Source organism: Paraburkholderia sp. GV068, from assembly GCF_003058125.1.
In the GTDB taxonomy this organism is placed as follows: domain Bacteria; phylum Pseudomonadota; class Gammaproteobacteria; order Burkholderiales; family Burkholderiaceae; genus Paraburkholderia; species Paraburkholderia graminis.
Genome location: NZ_QBUB01000018.1, coordinates 73569 through 92791, shown reverse-complemented (window position 1 = coordinate 92791; position 19223 = coordinate 73569). Strand labels below are relative to the sequence as shown.

General features: G+C 58.8%; 16 protein-coding genes and 3 pseudogenes. 13 read left to right on the top strand and 6 right to left on the bottom strand.

Going from position 1 to position 19223, the window contains the following annotated elements:
* Window positions 1-14 precede the first annotated feature (14 nt).
* Window positions 15-236 carry a DUF1488 family protein gene (locus C8K18_RS28330; RefSeq protein ID WP_107710618.1) on the bottom strand — a complete coding sequence of 74 codons (222 nt, stop codon included), beginning with the start codon at window positions 234-236 and terminating at the stop codon, window positions 15-17.
* A gap of 170 nt (window positions 237-406) precedes the next feature.
* On the opposite strand from C8K18_RS28330, the gene C8K18_RS28325 reads away from it, so the two are divergent.
* Entirely contained in the window at window positions 407-742 is a 336-nt protein-coding gene (locus tag C8K18_RS28325) for a cytochrome C (RefSeq protein ID WP_165919877.1), read from the top strand.
* A 66-nt stretch (window positions 743-808) separates the two neighbouring features.
* Window positions 809-1183, top strand: coding sequence for a DUF3564 domain-containing protein (locus tag C8K18_RS28320; protein WP_107710601.1), 375 nt, complete (start codon window positions 809-811; stop codon window positions 1181-1183).
* A 357-nt stretch (window positions 1184-1540) separates the two neighbouring features.
* On the opposite strand, the gene C8K18_RS28310 is transcribed toward C8K18_RS28320, so the two are convergent.
* The 4 genes from C8K18_RS28310 to C8K18_RS28300 all read right to left on the bottom strand — a co-directional run bounded on the left by C8K18_RS28310 (window position 1541) and on the right by C8K18_RS28300 (window position 3548).
* Complete coding sequence (locus C8K18_RS28310; protein ID WP_132384633.1) at window positions 1541-1951, bottom strand: hypothetical protein; 411 nt, start codon at window positions 1949-1951, stop codon at window positions 1541-1543.
* Complete coding sequence (locus C8K18_RS28305) at window positions 1948-2673, bottom strand: hypothetical protein (protein WP_132384631.1); 726 nt, start codon at window positions 2671-2673, stop codon at window positions 1948-1950. The genes C8K18_RS28310 and C8K18_RS28305 overlap by 4 nt, the downstream gene beginning before the upstream one ends.
* Window positions 2674-2787: 114 nt before the next feature.
* Window positions 2788-3006 carry a hypothetical protein gene (locus tag C8K18_RS33890; protein WP_258196210.1) on the bottom strand — a complete coding sequence of 73 codons (219 nt, stop codon included), beginning with the start codon at window positions 3004-3006 and terminating at the stop codon, window positions 2788-2790.
* 5 nt (window positions 3007-3011) lie between these two features.
* Window positions 3012-3548, bottom strand: coding sequence for a molecular chaperone (locus C8K18_RS28300; RefSeq protein ID WP_258196209.1), 537 nt, complete (start codon window positions 3546-3548; stop codon window positions 3012-3014).
* Window positions 3549-5680: 2132 nt separating this feature from the next.
* Here C8K18_RS28300 and acs point away from each other — a divergent pair.
* Window positions 5681-7657, top strand: a complete 1977-nt coding sequence (gene acs / locus C8K18_RS28295; RefSeq protein ID WP_107710598.1) for an acetate--CoA ligase — start codon at window positions 5681-5683, stop codon at window positions 7655-7657.
* Window positions 7658-7787: 130 nt separating this feature from the next.
* Window positions 7788-8159, top strand: a pseudogene (locus C8K18_RS28290) (acetate uptake transporter); the annotation flags it as partial.
* A gap of 8 nt (window positions 8160-8167) precedes the next feature.
* Here C8K18_RS28290 and C8K18_RS33885 read toward each other — a convergent pair.
* Window positions 8168-8910 (bottom strand): annotated as a pseudogene (locus tag C8K18_RS33885) (IS3 family transposase); the annotation flags it as partial.
* 469 nt (window positions 8911-9379) lie between these two features.
* Here C8K18_RS33885 and C8K18_RS34185 point away from each other — a divergent pair.
* The 9 genes and pseudogenes from C8K18_RS34185 to C8K18_RS28240 form a co-directional block, all read left to right on the top strand.
* Window positions 9380-9526 (top strand): annotated as a pseudogene (locus tag C8K18_RS34185) (helix-turn-helix domain-containing protein); the annotation flags it as partial.
* A 39-nt stretch (window positions 9527-9565) separates the two neighbouring features.
* On the top strand, window positions 9566-10156 hold the full coding sequence (locus C8K18_RS28275) for an IclR family transcriptional regulator C-terminal domain-containing protein (protein WP_258196208.1): 591 nt from the start codon (window positions 9566-9568) through the stop codon (window positions 10154-10156).
* A 272-nt stretch (window positions 10157-10428) separates the two neighbouring features.
* A complete protein-coding gene (locus tag C8K18_RS28270) occupies window positions 10429-12057 on the top strand; it encodes a bifunctional 3-(3-hydroxy-phenyl)propionate/3-hydroxycinnamic acid hydroxylase (protein ID WP_107710594.1) in 1629 nt (542 codons plus the stop codon).
* Between the two features lies 1 nt (window position 12058).
* Entirely contained in the window at window positions 12059-13231 is a 1173-nt protein-coding gene (locus C8K18_RS28265) for a S9 family peptidase (protein WP_107710593.1), read from the top strand.
* A complete protein-coding gene (locus C8K18_RS28260) occupies window positions 13228-13782 on the top strand; it encodes a VOC family protein (protein WP_107710592.1) in 555 nt (184 codons plus the stop codon). The genes C8K18_RS28265 and C8K18_RS28260 overlap by 4 nt, the downstream gene beginning before the upstream one ends.
* Window positions 13783-13802: 20 nt before the next feature.
* Window positions 13803-14822: a fumarylacetoacetate hydrolase family protein gene (locus C8K18_RS28255; protein WP_107710591.1), complete on the top strand. Its 1020-nt coding sequence runs from the start codon at window positions 13803-13805 to the stop codon at window positions 14820-14822.
* A gap of 140 nt (window positions 14823-14962) precedes the next feature.
* Complete coding sequence (locus tag C8K18_RS28250) at window positions 14963-16246, top strand: MFS transporter (RefSeq protein WP_107710590.1); 1284 nt, start codon at window positions 14963-14965, stop codon at window positions 16244-16246.
* Window positions 16247-16394: 148 nt separating this feature from the next.
* Complete coding sequence (locus C8K18_RS28245; protein WP_107710589.1) at window positions 16395-17522, top strand: porin; 1128 nt, start codon at window positions 16395-16397, stop codon at window positions 17520-17522.
* Between the two features lie 162 nt (window positions 17523-17684).
* Window positions 17685-19184: an FAD-dependent monooxygenase gene (locus tag C8K18_RS28240; protein ID WP_107710588.1), complete on the top strand. Its 1500-nt coding sequence runs from the start codon at window positions 17685-17687 to the stop codon at window positions 19182-19184.
* Window positions 19185-19223 lie beyond the last annotated feature (39 nt).

Here is a 19223-nt window from a genome sequence, read left to right as displayed (position 1 = left end):
GAAGTCCGACTAACTCAGTCACAAAAGCGGAAGTAACCGCTGTGCATGAGTACCAGCTTTGCTCCGATCTCGTTGAGGATATTTCTTGTCGCGCGCTCAATAGGAAGTCGATTTGAACGCGGTGAGCAAATCCTCTTCGCGCACTGTACGCGGGGGTCGCCCACTTCCGCAGAGAACGCGACGACCAAATCGCGCGCGCAGTATTCAGGGCATTCATCGGGAAAATGGATCTTCATGACAGTCACCTGATCGTATGGGGTACGCAGTCTGTGCGCCGCGCGCCCGTCACCAGCACCTATCCACAGCCAGTAAAATTCGTTCGCTGTTCTCTGGTTGATCGAGGTCAACCTGAGATCGAAGCCCGACCGTACACTGAACTCATTCCCTCGCACAGGACTGCGCGCCAATGAACGCCTTGAGCCGCAATAGCCTTCTGGCATGTGTTGCGTTCGTGCTGTTTGCCCTCGCCGCGCAGGCCGAACCCGAACCGGCCGCACTGGTGGATCAGCATCGCTGCATGTTCTGTCATACGCGCGACGCAGCGTTCCTCGCACCATCGTTCGAGCAAATCGCCGCCCGCTACCGCGATGTGCCCAACGCGCAGTACATGCTTGAGCACAAGTTGCGGCTGGGCGGCAAAGCTCATTGGGGAGACATGGCAATGCCGTTGCCAGCCGATCGCGGCGGCCCAATATCGGCGGAGGACGCACACACGCTGGTGCACTGGGTACTCAGTCAGTGATCGCCCGTGGGACCTCGACCTGCGGGTCCCCGGATCAGTTGACCGCAGTTACGTTCGGAGATTGTCATGCGCCTCACAATTCATCTCGACACATTCAATTGTGAACATCCGATGGCTTTTGCCATCCTCTGGCTCGACAAGGACTCCCGGCAATGGTCGCGCGAGGGTCACCTCGGGCTGGACCTGCCGGAATGGGGTCTCCTCCACATGGATTGCGGCAATACGCTCGTGTGTAGCGCCAATGACACCACCCCTCTATGCGTTCTCGAAGGGTTGGACCTGAACGGTTGCGACGGTCCTTTTGAAGGCGAGACAGGCAGCGCCCAATGGTGCGCGAAGCGCGCACGCACGCTGATGACTGGAAACTGGCATGTGCAATGTATTGATCATGAGCAGACAGCCCCAGAGCATGGTCTGTTCGCTGGCGGCGACGGCGCTTGAATCGCTGGGCTCGGCGAGGCTTCCAGGCGCGGCAGTCGTTAGCGAGGGGTCGGTAGGTCCCCGAGCAGTCATCTGTCGCCGCTGCGCGTAGGAGTGGGCAGCAGCACGAAGCACGCAACGCCCAACGAGAGCGGCAACGCCATAACCGAAAAAGGACGGCTCGTCGAAGAGCACGCCGCGGATCGACGCCGGGATGCCCGCAAGCGCTACAAAAACGCGATTGAGCCGATGCCGGCAAAGTGGTTGCCGTACACCCGTTGTGACAACGCATTCGCTCCACCATCGTCGGCGCTAGCCGCGACTGCTAAGTTGAACACACCGAGGTTGCCGACCTTCATCAGTGTGCCGAGCCCCGCGTTATACGCCGCGCGTGAACTCACCGTGCGCTTCGAGCGTCAGCCGGTCGGTCAGGCCGTAGCGCAGCGAGCCCGACAGCGACGGGTCGCCCGCATAGTCGAACGAGCGCAGCGCATAGGCCCGGCGCACGAAGCCCGCCTCGACCGAAAAGTCGGTCAGCCCGCTCGCGAGCAGCCGGGAGTCGATATAGAGCGGCACCGTTGTCATCACGCTGCGGCCAAGTACGTCACGCGTGATGATGACCGCTTCGCCGGCGCCTCTGATCGACGGAACAGCGTTGATCGCGAACGGACCGGAGGGCGCCGTGCCACTGAACTGACGGACGTTGTTCACGTACAGATCCACGGCGCTCGGCACCGCTGACGAGCCGGCGAGTGTCGGCACCGGATAGGTGATGAGATCCGGCCTCAAGCTGAAATCGCGCGACACCTGGGCGCCACCCGCCGCACCGGCCGCGTCCATGTCAGCGACGACGAGATCGTATCGCCCAGGCGCGTGGTCAGGAGCGAATCGGGGCTCGAATGGCTCCACGATGTATCGAGCCGCACATAACGATGCTGGCTCGCATACCAGTAGGCGGTGCCCGTGTTGTCGAAGATGCCACCGGGGTAAAAAAGCCGCTGCTCCGTGTACAGGCCGTATTGCGTCGGTAAGTTGGTCTGGGCCGTGAAATCGTAGTTGATGACGAGGCCCGTGCCGCTCGCGGATAGGGGCGGTCTCGGTTGCGCATTTGCAAGCGCGGCAGGTATGCGCCGGGCATCGGCGACTTCCAGATCGAGACGCTGTCGCTCTGGCCGGTACGTGTACCGCAGGCCGGGAACCGAGCCAAGCGCTATCCGTCCGCTTGCATCGGTACTCGGGTCGTCGGTGCGGATGCCCAAGTCCCGCAACTCGTCGCGCGTCGTATAAATCATCTGGTCTGTTACGAAGAAATGCGCGATCTGCTGCATCGCCGCGCCATTGATCGTCACGTCAAGATACAGTTCCCCGCGCACAGGTGCCGTGGCAGGAATCGGCGATAACGATGCGGGCAGCCTTGGCAACGGAGGCGGCGGCACATGTGCCAGTTGCGGCGCACTGGTAGCAAGCGGTACTTCGCCCGCTGATGCGCCATCGCCAGGTGCAGCGAACACGGACCATGCAGCGAGAGGCAGCGCGACGCCTGCGCACGCGAGTGTGACCCGTAGAGCGACACGGCTATGCCGGGCATGCGGCGTATGCCTCATCTGCCACGTATGCCGCACCGGTCAATGCGTGGGCGCGTCGGACGCGGACGCCGTCGTCTGCTGTTGCAAAACGATTTTTTGCGCGACCGCGCGACCGTTGATCACAGCGCGCAAGGTCGCCCACGATGCGCCGGCCGGCGCATCGCCGACGGGCCAGCGGCGAACCGCGTGCGGCAACGCGTAGCCAAGCAGCCCGGGCGCAAGCTGCGTCGACTTGCCGTCCGGCCAGTCGAGATGCACCTGGCTCAGTTGCGCGTGACCCGCATCGCGGCTCGCAGCAGCAGCCGCGCGTGCCCCGCGGCGCCGGACGAGCCGGAGGCAACGGCAGGCGTTGCCGTGCCGCGCTCGAGTGCAAAGTCGATAGCCGGAAGCGTGGCACTCGCCGGCGCGCCCACAAAGACGGGAACCGAGTAGCGTAGCTGCACACCCACGCCAGTCAGCTGTGCGTCGGTCCCGTCCGGGATCTCATCGATGAGAAGACGATAGGTTTCTTCCGTATCAACCGGTGCGCCGCTGGGACGCAGAATCCGCACGATCTGATCGGCACCGGGCGCAACCTGTACGATCGGTGGACTGGCTACGACCCGGTCGGTGCGTTCAAGCCGGTCTTCATCCGGCGTCTGGCTCCAGGCGAACACGCGCACCTGAGCGTTCAGGGGCGTCGTACCGTCGTTGCGCAGCGTCAGGGCGGCCGCCGGCTGCTGTGCGGACAGGTCCAGGCAGATGGGGGAAACCTGCAACGCGGCGGCGCTTGCATCCTGAGCCGGCAAAGCGTTGCGCATCGCATACAGTTAAAAATTGGCGCCGGCGCTAGTGGAGGTGTGCGGCGTTTACGTTGCGTCACACTTATGACTAGTACTCACGAGTGTCAAGGATTGGTCGGCGTTGGAGGTCGACGGACTATCGATGTTTCCGCAACCGGTGAATTTCCCGGATATCGAATCGCCCTCCACGTGCTTCTAGTTAGACAGTGCATATAGGGCGTCCAGCGTCTCGAGAGAAAATGCTGCAAGCCAAGGCATCGGCGTCTTGAACTACGATCCTTTGGGCCGCGCGGCGCCTAAACCGGCCCACAACTGCCGGCATTCACCTGTCCTACCACTGCGGTAATGAGCGGTCCTGCTCGGGCTTCGTCGGCTGGGATTTCGCGTGCACCGGCACGTCGGTCATGCCAGCCGGCGCGAGCCACCCGCTGTGCGCTGGCAACCGAGCCATTAACGCGTCCATCGACCGTTAGCTGCTGCTAGCGACCGCCCACCGGTGACGGGATAAGCGAGCGATTGCCTCCATCCCCGAGCTGGCCGGCGAACAATCGAGTCCTGCGTTTGTTTTCCCCAAGATCCGCTCTCCGATGTGGCCAATCGCATGGCCGTTAGCCCGTCAAGCGTCGGTCGCGCAAGTAGATGAAATCGCACCGCCAAGGTCGTCGCAATGCGGACACCGCCCGCCTCCGCCCCGCGTTGTGGTTGCCCCACCAGCGGTCGCCATCTTTGTGTAGGCGTGAACGCGCTGCCTGAGCTGACGGATGCAGCTTGGCTCCCGGTGACTCGCGCGCGAGAGGCTCAACACGTAATCCTTACTGGCCGCTCACTTGAACTCATGATTGCCGACCTTGCTCGAGCACGGTGACACGGGTACGTGATCTCGTAAACTTCAACCCGTACTCTGCACTTATTTGATTACCTTCCGCCAAAAGACCAGGTACGCCGCAGAGCAGGATGCGATAAGCACGATGCCCCACATCGGGACCATACTAATCAAAACGGACGTTGCCGACATTTCATACTCCTTATTAATAGCATTGGTTACCGGAGCGCTTTGCTCATCGTCGCATAAGCGACTTCATGTTCCTGCGCTCGAGTTATCGGTGCATTCATGGTACTCCCGCGAGGGTCGGGCAACTGTGGTGCCCTGTCGCACCGACTTGCGCCAGATCAACGATCAATCTGTCGAAGTTGCGTTGCACCCAGTCGCAATCTCAGGAGCAGACAGCTGCGTCGAACGACGCAGATACGGCAAGCGATGCGGGCACTGGCACTGCATTCGATACGCTAGCTCGCTGCCGATGCGATAGGGAGACGCAGAGCATTGCTCAAAAGCTCGCCTTTGCTGCGCCACGCACAGCGGCGCCGCGCGGATGTCGTAGCCTCGCGCCGCGGTATCGTCTGGTGATTTGTCATCGCCTGGCCCCGAGGCTCGCGCTGATGACCGGACGACACATCCTTGCGAAATTCCCTGATTTATTTGGTTTCGTGATGCCGGCCCTCGGCCTCCGCACAGGTTGACTTTTCTCCTTTTCCTCACTTCGGCCAACTACAGCAGCGCTTCGCCTACGGATTTTTTTCGCATTCTGCACCATGCCCCGACGAATCGACTTAGAGCGCCTAAGATTACCGACGTCCCCAATCGCGCCCTCCCGCCAAGCCTGCTGACGCGATAAAGACGACAACCGCAAAGATGATTCTGGGTTATGACCCGACCATGATTTCCTGTCTCAAGGCGCGTCGCATGAATCGACGCGGCAGTTCGCGCGCCGCCAATGACGCGTTCATCATCGACCCAGCCGGGTATCGCGATTGATTGATGCGCATCAAAGCCCGGACGCCTCTCATCCAAGCGGCCCTCGCAATATTGACGGGTAATTCTTCACGAAAAATGTGACCCGTTCGCGGTGCAACTCATCTCTTGATGTGTATCAAGTACGTCGTCCGTTTAACGATCATAGTCTCCATACATACCCACGCTGATTCATCGCAGTCCTCGATTCTGTCGTGCTTGCCTTGCAGCCGTCGCCATTCTCGCGCCAGATTTCCAGACGCGTCGGCGCACGCACTATGGCCGCCAAGAGCCATCCCACAAGCGACCACGCTCTCGATGCGTGATCGCCGCCATGATCCAGATCAGGAGGCTACGCATGTCTACCGTCGAACTCAATCAAGCCAACACTACGGCGCCGCGGATCCTCGCGCTTCAGCACGCAACCATCGACGGCATGGAGGCTTACCACGCGCTCGTGGCCGAGGCCGAACGCGATCACGAAGCGTTCTGGGCGCGCCTTGCCAGAGAGCATCTCGAGTGGCGACGACCATTCACGAAAGTGCTGAACGATACCAACGCGCCTTTCTATCAATGGTTCGAAAACGGCGAACTCAACGCTTCGTACAACTGCCTTGATCGAAACCTGATCAACGGACTCGCCGACAAAACGGCCATCGTGTTCGAGGCAGACGACGGCAAGGTCACGCGCGTCACCTATCAGGCGCTCTATCACCGCGTGTGCAGAATCGCCAACGCGCTGCGCGCGCGCGGCGTAAAGAAAGGCGACCGGGTGGTGATCTATATGCCGATGTCGGTGGAAGGCGTCGCGGCCATGCTGGCGTGTGCGCGCATCGGCGCGCCGCACTCCGTCGTGTTCGGCGGCTTCTCCGCGAAATCGCTGCATGAACGCATGGTCGATGTCGGCGCGGTGGCGGTAATTACCGCCGACGAACAGGTGCGCGGCGGCAAGACGCTGCCGCTCAAGACCATCGTCGACGAAGCCCTTGCGATGGGCGGCACCGACGGCGTTAAAACGGTCGGCATTTATCGCCGTACCGGGGGCCGGATTCCCTGGATCGCGGGACGCGACGCATGGCTGCATGAACTCGAACAGGACCAACCCGATACCTGCGAACCTGAATGGGTCAGCGCGGAACACCCGCTGTTCGTGCTGTACACATCAGGGTCGACTGGCGCGCCTAAGGGCGTTCAGCACAGCACCGGCGGTTATCTGCTGTGGGCCGCCGTAACTATGAAATGGACCTTCGACATCAAGCCGGTCGATGTCTTCTGGTGTACCGCCGACATCGGCTGGATCACCGGTCACACGTACATCTGCTATGGCCCTACCGCAGTCGGCGCTACCCAAGTGATCTTCGAAGGCGTCCCCACCTATCCGAATGCGGGCCGTTTCTGGGACATGATCCAGCGCCACAAGGTCAGCATCTTCTACACGGCGCCGACCGCCATCCGGTCTCTCATCAAAAGCGCCGACGCCAACGCCGCCGTGCATCCAGGCAGCTTCGACCTGAGTAGCCTGCGCATTCTCGGCACGGTCGGCGAACCAATCAACCCCAGCGCATGGGACTGGTATGCCGAACATGTCGGCGGCGGCCGCTGTCCGGTGCTCGACACTTTCTCGCAAACGGAAACGGGCGGCCACATGATCTCGCCACTGCCGGGCGCCACCTCGCTCGTGCCGGGATCGTGCACGCTGCCGATGCCGGGCATCGACGCGGCGATCGTCGATGAAACCGGCCATGAAGTGGCCAACGGTCAAGGCGGCGTGCTCGTCATCCGCAAGCCGTGGCCTTCGATGATCCGCACGATCTGGGGCAATCCTGAGCGCTTTCGCGACGGTTACTACCCGGAGGACCTAGGCGGCAAGCTGTACCTCGCTGGCGACGGCGCGATTCGCGACCGGGATACGGGCTACTTCACGATCACCGGTCGTATCGATGACGTCCTGAATGTGTCCGGACACCGGATGGGCACCATGGAAATCGAATCCGCACTGGCGGCCAATCCACTTGTCGCCGAAGCTGCAGTCGTCGGGCGTCCGGATGAAACGTTCGGTGAGGCTATCGTCGCCTTCGTCGTTCTGAAAACGGCGCGGCCAACCGGTGCTGAGGCTAAGCGCATAGCGGACGAATTGCGCGCCTGGGTAGCCAAGGAAATCGGTCCGATCGCGAAACCGAAGGACATCCGGTTCGGCGACGCCATGCCCAAGACGCGCTCCGGCAAGGTCGTGCGCCGCTTGTTGCGCTCAGTCGCGAAAGGCGAATCGATTACACAAGACACGTCGACCGTCGAAAATCCTGCTGTGATTTCACAGTTCGCCGATTCAATCTGAACGGTCCGGCGGTGCGCCTCTCCTGCACTCCGGCGTCCAGACGCTCGACCCTGTTGTGGCCATGCGCGGCGCCTGTCTTAAGGACAGCCGCGCAATCGACCTGCACTTCTTTCTGCATGAGGAATTCATCATGAATATCAAAGCCCCTAATCCGGCTGCACTGGGCCTAGCCGGTTTTGCCTTGACGACCTGGCTGCTGAGCATGATTAATGCCGGCTGGTTCGGCGGCACTGCGATGGGCATGGTGCTCGCCGTTGCTTTCGCTTATGGCGGCACTGTACAGATGCTAGCCGGACTCATGGAAATACCGCGCGGCAATACATTTGGCGCGACGGCCTTTCTGAGCTATGGTGCGTTCTGGTGGTCGTTCGCCCTCTTCGTGCTGTTCCTCCACGGTACTGTGCCTGCGGCGTTCATCGGCTGGTATCTGTTCCTGTGGGGCGGGTTCACGCTTTATATGTGGGTCGCCACATGGCGTGCGCCGCGCGCGTTGCAACTGGTGTGTAGTGGTCAAGTTATTTCGGACAGGCAGATAGGTTTTTTCGCTGTCGGTTTCGCCTCGTAGGCGGCGGGCGACAGATAGCCCAAGGTCGAATGTAGACGTACGGCATTGTAGAAGCCGACGATGTACTGGTTGATGTCGCGCCGTGCCTCGTCGTGGTTGGCGTACTGGCGCTGCCACACGCGCTCCATTTTCAGGTTCAGGAAGAACCTCTCCATCACTGAATTGTCCCAGCAATTTCCCTTGCGACTCATGCTGCAAACCACGTGATGTTGCTTCAGAACCGCCTGGTACTCGTCACTCGCATACTGGCTGCCCCTGTCCGAATGCAGGACCAGTCCCCGCGCTGGCCGACGCTGCTGCAGCGCCATGGTCAGTGCTGACATGACTAGTCCGGTCGGCATGGTGGAGCCATAGACCAGCCGACTACCTTGCGCGAGAACAGGTCCAGCACGACCGCCAGATACAGCCAGCCCTGCGCCGTGCGGATATACGTGATATCAGAAACCCACGCACGATTAGGCTCGTCCACGTCAAACTGCCGGTCGAGCACGTTTGCGGCCACAGGTAGCGTATGCCTGCTGTCGGTCGTGGAGACGAACTTGCGCTTCCAGCTCGTGCGCAGGCCTGCTTCACGCATCAGCGTACGCACCCGGTAACGGCCAATACGTAGCCCTTTCTCCCGCACTGCATGCATCACACGCCGGCTGCCATAGCTCGCGCCGCTGGCGGTGAAAGCTGCCTTGACGTGGTGAACTCTGGGACTGTCCAAACCTGCTTATCACCCCGCACGTCGACGCCAACTGCGATGACTATGCGAAGCGGGCTTCGCCCATCGTGGTCGAGAACGTACGTCAATTCCTCGATGGTGCCGACGCTCGGAGCCTTCTCAATTACGTTCGTGGAAGGCCGCCAATGTGTGCACTTGGAGCCGCTGCCTTGGCTCTTGGCGAATCGCCGGCGCTTCAAATGCCGACTTCAGCAACCAGCCAGACCCGGCCAGATTACCGGCGTTCGCAGCGATTCGCCGCTGCGAGACTGAGCTCGGCAAGCTCGGCGGCAGACGCGATCAGGGTTACGGCTTCGCCATATCGTCTTTCAACGATCGATCGTCGATTTCTGGAATTTCATTAATGTGAGAAAATTGGATTCGTGATCAATAGACGGGCGAATGAATCGAAATTCGCCGATCGACTCTCACTACAACTGTGGCCCTCCCTATGTCTTCTAGTCTGACAAAGATGTTGAGCATACTGGAATTGTTTGACGAGAGCACGCCAACTTGGACCGCGGACGCTGTTTGCCAGCGGCTCAATTTTTCGACGTCTAGCGGATACCGATACCTTAGAGAACTTTGCGACGCGGGCCTCCTCGCAAGACTCACGGGCGGGGTCTATACGCTAGGGGTGCGAATCGCCGAACTTGAATACGTATTGCGAACGGCTGACCCAATCGCCAAAGTAGGCAAGCCTGTACTCAAGGCACTCGCTAATTCCACAGGATGCGACGCCCTTCTCTCAAGCCTGCACGGGTTGCACATCATTAACATGCATCACGAACGTGGAGTTGAAGACCTCAACCTCACATATGTCCGCGGCAGACAACACCCGCTGTTTCGAGGTGCAGTAGCTAAAGCGATATTGCCCTTCCTGCGTCGCCCGCTACTGGTAAAGCTTTACGCATCCCATGCTAAAACGATCGCGAACGAGCAGCTCGGGACGGACTGGCTCAGCTTCTGGCGGACATTGCAGACGATGAAGCAACAGGGATTTAGCGAAAGCCGTGAGGAGCTTGACCCAAGCCTTCATGGGCTTGGCGTGCCGGTGTTTGTAGGAGAAACGTTGGTCGGTAGCCTGACGATTGTGTATTCGAGCGCCAGAGCCCGAGTGTTGAGTCGCGAGGGCTTGGTCGAACAACTGCAGGCCGCATCGCGCGAAATGAGTAAGGCGCTTCAGGAAATCACCACGCCCGAAATGGATGATGCGGCGCACGCTTAGTCGGCTTCAGCCGAAGGCAAACAGGCGCTAGCCTTCCGATCACTAATTTCTTCCTACGAAAATCCCACCACACGGCGGCCCGCCCCGGCGCCGTCGCTTGAGCGCGTCGATTCGACTCGCGCTGTCGCCCCCTGCTTGGTCCCTTTTTCGCGCTGAGGGTGGCACGAATAATCTGCCCCCGCGGCTATCGCTGCCGCCAAACGAAATCCGGCTTTCCCCGCGTCAGAATCCAAAACTCGTGTTCTCACATTCTCGGAAATCGCGGGCGCCGCATGGTCGCGCCTCCCCTGCAAATTACGGGTTTGCCACTATTTGGCAAAATGGAAATTTTTAGTACGATCCAGCATACCGATCGTTTACATCTTTCCGACCTCACTGACATGGCAGACGCAATCATCAAACATCACCCGAAAGACGACCTCTACGATGTCGTCCTTATCGGTTACGGTCCGGTAGGCGCGACGTTGGCAAATCTGTTGGCGGCCTACGGACTGTCCGTAGCAGTAGTGGAGCGGGAAGCAGGCGTCTATCACCTCGCTCGCGCAGGCCATTTCGATGCCGAAGTCATGCGGGTGTTGCAGGGTATTGGCGTGGCCGACGAGGTGGAGTCACAGAGCGGCATCACCTTGGGCATGCGATTCCTGGATGCTGATGGCGCACTCCTGATGGAGTGGAAACGTGGCGGGGAGAAGGGGCCGCATGGCTGGGTGAGCGACTACATGTTTCACCAACCCGATCTGGAGCGCACACTGCGGAAAAAGTTGGCCAGCGCGGAAAAGGTGCAGTCGTTCCTTCTTCACGATGTATACGCCATCGAACAGGAACAGGACTTCGTAAGAGTAAACGCGGAAGACACCGCAAACGCACGCCTCGTTCAATTCCGCGGCCGCTATGTCGTCGGTTGCGAAGGGGCGCGTTCTCTGGTCCGGCGCACCATCGGATCAGAGCACGAGAATCTGGGCTTCAAACAGCGCTGGCTGGTGGTGGACGTCAAAGAATTGCGCGACTTGGCCCTTGAACGGGTAAGCACGCAGCACTGCAATCCCCAGCGTCCGATGTACGCGAGCTGCACGGCGCATGGCATGTTGCGTTGGGAAATCATGCTCCGGCCTGAAGACGACACAGCGACCGTCACCCGAGAAAATGCGGTCTGGGATTTCATCGAAAATTCTGTTCGGCCGATCAACCGTGGTGATGGTGAAATCACACGAGCCGCCGTCTATACATTCGAGTCTTTGATCGCGCGTCAGTGGCGCGATCGCCGTTTGCTGCTGGCCGGCGATTCAGCGCATCGCATGCCTCCGTTCCTGGGGCAAGGGATGTGTGCCGGAATACGGGACGCGGCGAACCTGGCGTGGAAACTCGCCGCTGTTTGTCAAGGCCGAGCGGACGACGGATTACTTGACACCTATGAAGCGGAACGCGTCCCTCATGTGCGAGCGTTTATGCAAGGTGCCATTGAGGCGGGACAGATCGTGCAGATGGCCGATCCGGAAGCGCTCGCGGAAAGAGCGCGAGATATGCGCGCGAATCCGAAGGCTTATGCACCGCCCAATCCAGCGTTGGGCGCGGGCTTGAATCCCCGTTACGGCGAAGCGGGCCTTGGCCGGCAGTTCGTCCAACCGTTCGTAGATGGGCGGTTAGTAGACGATATCATTGGCCACTCGTTTGCGTTGGTCGTCACTGAAGACTTCGTTCGCTCACACGGCGACCCTGCCGCGCTTCAGAAGCGCTTCGCGGGACTAAAGGTCGTGGTCCTTCCGGCAGAGAGCGAGAGTGCATTAAATCGATATCACGCGCCCGCCTTATTGCTTCGCCCGGATCGGTATGTGCACGCGGCAATTCAGGACCTCGCGCAACTGCAGGCAACTCTTGACGAACTACCGGTGAGGCTTGGTTGACATGCCGATCAAGTCCAGCCACACCGACAGCTTCATCACCGTGCCTCCCGCACGCAGCGAGAACGCGGCGCTCGACCAGGCCATGCTACGCGCTTATCCGATCGCACGCTCGTTGGACTACGGCTGCGCATTGGACGATGTGCTCAAACTGCATCAACGTGTAGATATGGGCTTCGGTTGGTCTGACGTAGCCCTGCAACTGGCAGACGATAACGAATATCGGGCCGAAAAGGCTTCCGGGCGAGGCCAGACGAGCGTCGAGACTCGATTCCTGTTGCACGCGGCCGCATGCTGTCGTCTCGCGCAAGCAGGACTCGAACACGATCCTTTGCGACGATTACAGGCTTACGACCGCCAGGCGATGTATTTCGAAACCGCGATGAGCGATGCAACGTCAACTGCCTCGACTGAGGCGTTTGCGGTTGACCTTGACGGCGTAAGGCATCGCGCATGGCTGTTCCGCGCTCCAGGGCTTGAATCGGGTGGTCCCGCCGTGGTCGTATGGGGCGGAGCCGACGGTTGGTGCGAGGCATTCCATCCCAGTGTGTTTTCTTACCTCGAAAGGAGTCTTTCTGTCTGCTTGCTCGAACTTCCGGGCCAGGGGCTCGCACGTTTGCGGTATGGCTCCGCACTTCGAGCAAATTTCACACAGCTAGTGTCCTCGGTCCTCGACGCTTTGATTGCCCGCGGGGCGGGCCAGGACTGCTTAGGCGTCGTGGGCCATAGCGCGGGCGGCTCGCTCGCCTTGGCGGCCGCTGGGGCTGACGATCGCATTAAGGCCTGTTGCAGCAACGGCGGGTCGTATCAATTGCAGAACGGTCTGATCAAGTATCCACGCGTGCTGCAGCGTTTTGCCCGGATGCTTGGAGATGCCGTCGCTGACATGGACGCACTGGATTTCCTCAATCAACTGGACGTGCCGAACGCCGTCACAAACATGCGGGCATCGCTGCTTTGTTTGCAAGGCGGCCAAGACGTCCTCGTAGCCGATGACGAGGCATATCGTCTAGTCGAGCTTCGCGGCGACACAGAGGCCACCCTGGAATATTGGCCCACAGGTGCGCACTGTCTCTACAACCATTCCCTCGAACGTAACAGCGTCATGACTGACTGGTTCGCCGCACAGCTGATCGGCACGCGCGCACAGCACGACTCACCACGGAGATCACTATGAGCCACAAATCTGGCCTGAAATTCAGCCACGTTGGCTTCTTTGTTACCGACCTCGATCGAGAGGTGAATTTCTACAGCAGCGTTCTCGAATTTACGGTGACAGACCGTGGCTTTCTTGAAGGCCCAGACGGTCATCAATTGGCATTCTTGAGTCGCGACCCCGATGAACATCATCAGATCGTGTTGGTGTCGGGACGCCCCTCGGAGCGTTCATTCAACGTCATCAACCAGATCTCGCTGAAAGCTGACTCGCTGCCGACGTTGCAAGATTATTACCGGAGGCTGCAAGACACTGAAGCGACCGAGATTACTCCTGTGACGCACGGCAATGCGTTGTCCGTCTATTTCAGAGATCCGGAGGGCAACCGGATCGAACTGTACTTTGATACGCCGTGGTATGTGAGCCAGCCGTGCCGCGTGCCCGCGCCATTTGATCTGCCCGCCGACGAACTATTGGCATGGGCAGAAGACCATGCACGAACCCTCGGAGGGTTTCGCCCGCGCAGTGAATGGCGTCGCGAGATGGCCCGCTTGATGGGTGTCCCCGAATAACTTCCTGTCCTTATATCTCTATGAAACTTGCAACTCTGAAAAACGGCACCCGCGACGGACAACTGGTTGTAGTCAGTCGCGACCTCTCCTCATACGTATTGGCTAGCGACCTTGCTCCGACGATGCAGGCGCTGCTGGATCACTGGGCATCACTTGAGGCTGCGTTGCAGGAACGTTACGACGCCCTCAACCGTGGTGACCATCCCGGAATCATGCCGTTCGTGTTTGAACGGGCAGAGGCCCCGTTGCCAAGGGCGTTCCAGTGGTGCGACGGTTCTGCCTATCTGAGCCATGCCGAACTGGTTCGCAAGGCGCGCAAGGCCGAGATGCCATCCTTCCTCTATCACGATCCTTTGATGTATCAAGGCGCGTCCGATACCTTCATCGGCCCACGGGACGATATCGTCATTGCCGACGCCACGTGGGGAATCGACCTTGAGGCCGAAATTGCCGTCGTCACCGACGATGTCCCGATGGGCGTCAGAAGAGCTGACGCGGTCAAGCACATCAAGCTGATAATGCTCGTCAACGATGTGAGCCTGCGAAATTTGATGCCCCATGAGTTGTCGAAGGGTTTTGGCTTTTTTCACTCAAAACCGTCAACAGCGTTTTCTGGGGTCGCCGTTACACCCGACGAACTGGGCACTCATTGGGACGGGGCGAAGTTGAATCTGCGCGTGACCAGCCATATCAATGGAAAACTTCTCGGTCAACCTCACGCTGGTATCGATCTGGACTTCGACTTTCCGACGCTGCTTGAGCACGCAGCTAAAACGCGCAGTCTGAGCGCTGGCACTGTCATTGGCTCGGGCACCGTGTCAAACAGGGATCCCGGCGCCGGTTCGTCCTGTCTTCAAGAGCGTCGAATGCTTGAGATCATTGCGGGCGGTGAACCCTCCACGCCGTTCCTTAGTTTTGGCGATGAAGTACGCATCGAGGTACTTGATCCCTCCGGGGCAAGTGTGTTCGGCGCGATTCAACAGAAAGTCCGACAATACGCCGGGCCCACTCAATCATCACAAGCAGAAGAACCAGTCTGACGAGACGATTGCGCTCGAACCAGTCAGGACGCCGTGTGTTCTGACTGCGAGCGCAGCCGACTGCAAACTCATCAACCGCCGACTTGAGCTCTATATAAAACAGCGGCAGTAATGGATTTTAGATATAACAGGAGACGAAGGTGAAAACAGCCTCGATAGCACTTGAGACGCGTGTGTTCAGAAAGCTGCTGCTGTTCATTATGCCAGCGATGTTGATTGCGTTCATGGACCGCATCAATATCAGCTTTGCGGCGCCTACGATGAACAAGGCTATTGCGCTCGATCCAAAGACCTTCGGTCTCGGCGCCGGAATCTTTTTCGTTGGGTATCTGCTGTTCGAGATTCCCAGCAACATGGTGTTGGCGCGTGTCGGCGCGCGCTTCTGGATTTCCAGAATCATGATTGTCTGGGGCTTGGCTGCGATGGCCATGACACTTGCTGTCGGACCGATGTCCTTCGTCGGTCTACGCTTCCTACTGGGCGTCGCTGAGGCCGGTTTTTTGCCGGGCGTCATGCTCTACGCGAGTTACTGGATTTCCGGCCGTAAGTTGGGGGCTTTTACGTCGCTCATGTTGCTGATGATTCCGATCGCCGGCTCTGTGACGGCATTATTGTCGGGGCTGGTTCTGAAGCTCGATGGGTGGCTTGGTCTGGCTGGCTGGCAGTGGATTTTTCTGACGCAAGGCGCACCTGCAGTTCTGCTCGGCTTGTACGGACTAGTCTATCTGCCCAGCCGTCCTGGCGATGCGCGTTGGCTCAGCGACAGCGAGAAGACCGAGATTGAAGCGAGGGTTCGCACGGCAGCCGATACGTCCGAACACCGATCAACGACCGCTTTCCGAAATAGAAAGACCTGGATATATGCTGGCGCTTACTTCTTCATGAATCTGGCGCTCGGCGCTCAACCTTGGCTCCCCCTCTTGTTCGCACCGCTGCACTTAACTTCGTTGCAAGTCGCATTATTGCTCGCAGGAGCGAACGGATTGGCAGCAGGCGCCATGGTCGTGTGGGGAAGAAAATCGGATGCAGCGGCCGAGCGACCGAACCACTTGCTCGTTTCCGCCGCTGTGGCGACTGTGGGGTGGTTCTTATGTGGTTATGCGGCTGACAATGTGTCGTTGCTTTCGTTCGGGGTCGTTCTGGCACTCGTCGGAATGTACGCGTCTCTGGTCGTTTTCTGGACGCTGCCGACGACCGTCCTCCGCGTCGAGGAGCGACCGATTGGGATAGCAATGGTGACGTGCGTGGGCCTCATCGGCAGCTTCGCGGCGCCGACCATTACAGGACACCTGAAGGAGCTCACCGGCACTTACCAAGGCGGAATGTATATGGCTGCATGCGGGATGATCTTCGCCGCTCTGGTCGCACGCGCCGGCAAAAACAGCACCAAATCCCTAGTTGGAAATTTAGGTCGGGAACATTAGACGAAACTGACAAGAGTCAGGAGCATCGGTACCCTGCCAGGCCACTCCATGCGTATCCCATATACCGCTAGCTGAGAATATGCCTACGAATTTAGCAGGTCCAAACATTCTAATAAGCACTGCTACACATTCAGAATTGGAGACTTCAATGAAAAGCCTGAAAACATTAATATGTCTCGCGCTTTCCACCACGTCGGTGGGAGCATGGGCGCAAAGCAGCGTGACGTTGTACGGGATCATCTCGGCCGGTGTCGAGTATGTCTCGAACGAAGCTGGATCCCACAACATCAAGATGCTCAGCGGCCCCAATTCAAACTCACGGTGGGGGTTGCGCATCAATGAGGACCTCGGCGCGGGCCTGTCTGCCGTTGCCGTGTTGGAAAATGGTTTTGATTTAATGACGGGCAAGTTCCAACAAGGGAGCCGCGAATTTGGACGGCAAGCCTGGGTTGGACTGAGCAGCGCAACATACGGCACCCTCACGGCAGGTCGCCAATACGATATGTTTTGGGATTTTTATCTGCCGCTTGTGCCAGCGGCAATGAACGGGTTAGCGATTTCGGTTGGCGACAACGACAACATCTTTGGCGGATTTCGGTACAGCAATTCTTTGAAGTATGTCAGTCCGACTTACAGAGGACTAAAGGGCGAGGCGCTTTACGCGTTTAGCAATAAGGCGGGTGATTTCTCTCAGAATAGAGCAGTTAGCGCGGGGGTTCAATACGCCAACAGCTCCTTCAATATTGCGGCCGCTTACCTGAACATCGATCGACCAGGGGTTGCCAATCCTAACGGGGCGGTAAGCGATGACTACGCTGGCGCTCCGTTCCAGCTCTTCCACAGAAGCCCGTTGAGCGCGAACGTTGGCGTTGAACGTCAGCGCCAGTTCGGCGTTGGCGGTGGCTATACGGTCGGGAGCTTCACCGTAAACGCGGTCTTCACCGACGTGAGATATTCCTATCTCGATGCGACGAGCCTCCATTTGTTGAACTTCGACACCACCGTCGGGTACCGTCTCACGCCTGCAACTCTGCTGTCAGTAGCTTATGTATATACGAACGGCCACTATGGTGGAATCGACGCGAATCCTCACTGGCACACCTTGCAGGTGAGCGCCGACTATGCGCTTTCAAAGCGCACGGATGTCTACGTTTTTACGGATTACATGCGGTCGAGCGGACCTCTCTCCCTTGCGCCGGCGGCGATTTGGCTCAACGCTCCGTCAAGCACGCACACGCAAGCAATTGTGCTCGCTGGTATCAGACACCGGTTCTGAGATTCGCGTCAAAAATACGATCGGCGTGCCCGCCAAGCGCGCATTTGCGTCTGGCTCGCATCTGTCACTCCTTCGGAGCGAGGACAGTCGATCTTCGGGAAGATATCCCAGACTGTAGTTCCATATCAAATCTGAAGCGATCGCATAGGAATCGGGATTGTCATGACTTACCACGAAAAGTTTGACGTTGTCGTAGTTGGCGCTGGCCCTTCGGGACTGATGGTTGCGAACGAACTCGCGCTTGCCGGAGTGAGGACGCTCGTCTTGGAACGACGGGGGGAACCAGCTCTCTCAAGAGCCGGTGTAATCGCGCCTCGCGTCATGGAGATTTTCGACTCCCGGGGCTTGCTTGACGATGTGTTGAAGCGTGCCCACGAGCTGCACACGCTTCCAAAGATTACTGGCGGAATTTGGGGTGGGTTCGAGGGTATTGACTACACCAGGCTCGATACGCCTTATCCCTTCATCCTTCTGCTTTCACAGATCGAGGTTGAGAGGATCCTGGCCGCCCGGGCTATTGCGCTAAATGCCGAAATCCGTCGCAAGTCAGAAGTTGTGAACGTAATAGATTCGGAAGCCTCGGTTATTGTCGAGGTCCGCGGCGAAGACGGTCGGAACTATGCCATTGAGTGTCAATACGTAGTCGGGGCGGATGGGGCTCGCAGTCGCGTTCGATCCGCTTGTGACATCGGATGGAAAGGACACGACTCACGAGGAACCGCAATAAACGTCGACGCCAAGCTCGATTTTCCATGGCCAGAGACCCCGCTGGTTGTGACGAACAACATTCACGGCTGGGGTATGGCCTACCCGCTTCGCGATGGGGTGACACGCTTCGGACTTATCGACTCTTTGCACTTTCGGAAACCGAAAGACGCACCGGTCGACCTGGACGAGGCGAGGAGCAGCATCGAGCGCATTTTTGGGCGGTCTTTCGAATTTACTGAGACGGTGTCGACAGCACGCTTCCACGACGCCCTGTACGTCGCGGACCGGATGCGAAAGGGTAGAGTATTTCTCGTTGGCGAATCTGTGCGAGTTCACTACCCTGCATCAGGCGTTGGCATGAATTTCTGCATGCAGGACGCATTCAACCTGGGTTGGAAACTGGCAGTTGCGGTGAAGCGGGGTGCACCCGACTGGCTGCTCCAAAGCTACGAAGACGAGCGTCGGCCTACAGTCCAGGCTCATCTCGACAACGTGAGATCACAGACCGCCATCCAGTTTAACTACTCTGAGGACATGGTGGCTCTTAAAAGATTCATTGAAAAAGATCTCATCCCGATGGCCAACGTGAATCTGCACATCGCCAACGATCTCGCGGGGTTCGCTGCGAAATATGATCTACCGGGGAATCACCCACTGGTCGGGCGGCGGGTGCGGGATTTTCTGATGAATGTCCGTGGCAATGAGATCTCGCTTCACTTGACTCTCAGGCGTCAGCGCTTTGTGCTTCTTGACCTTACGGGGGAGGCACAATTCTCTCTTCCGGAACGCTTTGATGGGGTGGTGGAGTACATCTCTGGAACGCCGATCGCCGCGAGCAAGCTAAGCGGTATCCAGGCGCTGCTCGTTCGCCCTGATGGACACGCCGCGTGGGTAAGCGAATCTTCGCTGAGCGAAACCGGAATGCCGCGCGAACTGGACCGCTACATTCTTTGAGTACCGCTTGCTCGCCGAGCAAGCGGCGGCCTCGAGGTA

Coding starts and splice junctions, on each gene's coding strand:
- C8K18_RS28320 (WP_107710601.1), top strand. CDS start 809: ATGCGCCTCACAATTCATCTCGACACATTCAATTGTGAACATCCGATG.
- acs (WP_107710598.1), top strand. CDS start 5,681: ATGTCTACCGTCGAACTCAATCAAGCCAACACTACGGCGCCGCGGATC.
- C8K18_RS28245 (WP_107710589.1), top strand. CDS start 16,395: ATGAAAAGCCTGAAAACATTAATATGTCTCGCGCTTTCCACCACGTCG.
- C8K18_RS28265 (WP_107710593.1), top strand. CDS start 12,059: ATGCCGATCAAGTCCAGCCACACCGACAGCTTCATCACCGTGCCTCCC.
- C8K18_RS28260 (WP_107710592.1), top strand. CDS start 13,228: ATGAGCCACAAATCTGGCCTGAAATTCAGCCACGTTGGCTTCTTTGTT.
- C8K18_RS28255 (WP_107710591.1), top strand. CDS start 13,803: ATGAAACTTGCAACTCTGAAAAACGGCACCCGCGACGGACAACTGGTT.
- C8K18_RS28300 (WP_258196209.1), bottom strand. CDS start 3,548: ATGCGCAACGCTTTGCCGGCTCAGGATGCAAGCGCCGCCGCGTTGCAG.
- C8K18_RS28270 (WP_107710594.1), top strand. CDS start 10,429: ATGGTCGCGCCTCCCCTGCAAATTACGGGTTTGCCACTATTTGGCAAA.
- C8K18_RS28330 (WP_107710618.1), bottom strand. CDS start 236: ATGAAGATCCATTTTCCCGATGAATGCCCTGAATACTGCGCGCGCGAT.
- C8K18_RS28240 (WP_107710588.1), top strand. CDS start 17,685: ATGACTTACCACGAAAAGTTTGACGTTGTCGTAGTTGGCGCTGGCCCT.
- C8K18_RS28325 (WP_165919877.1), top strand. CDS start 407: ATGAACGCCTTGAGCCGCAATAGCCTTCTGGCATGTGTTGCGTTCGTG.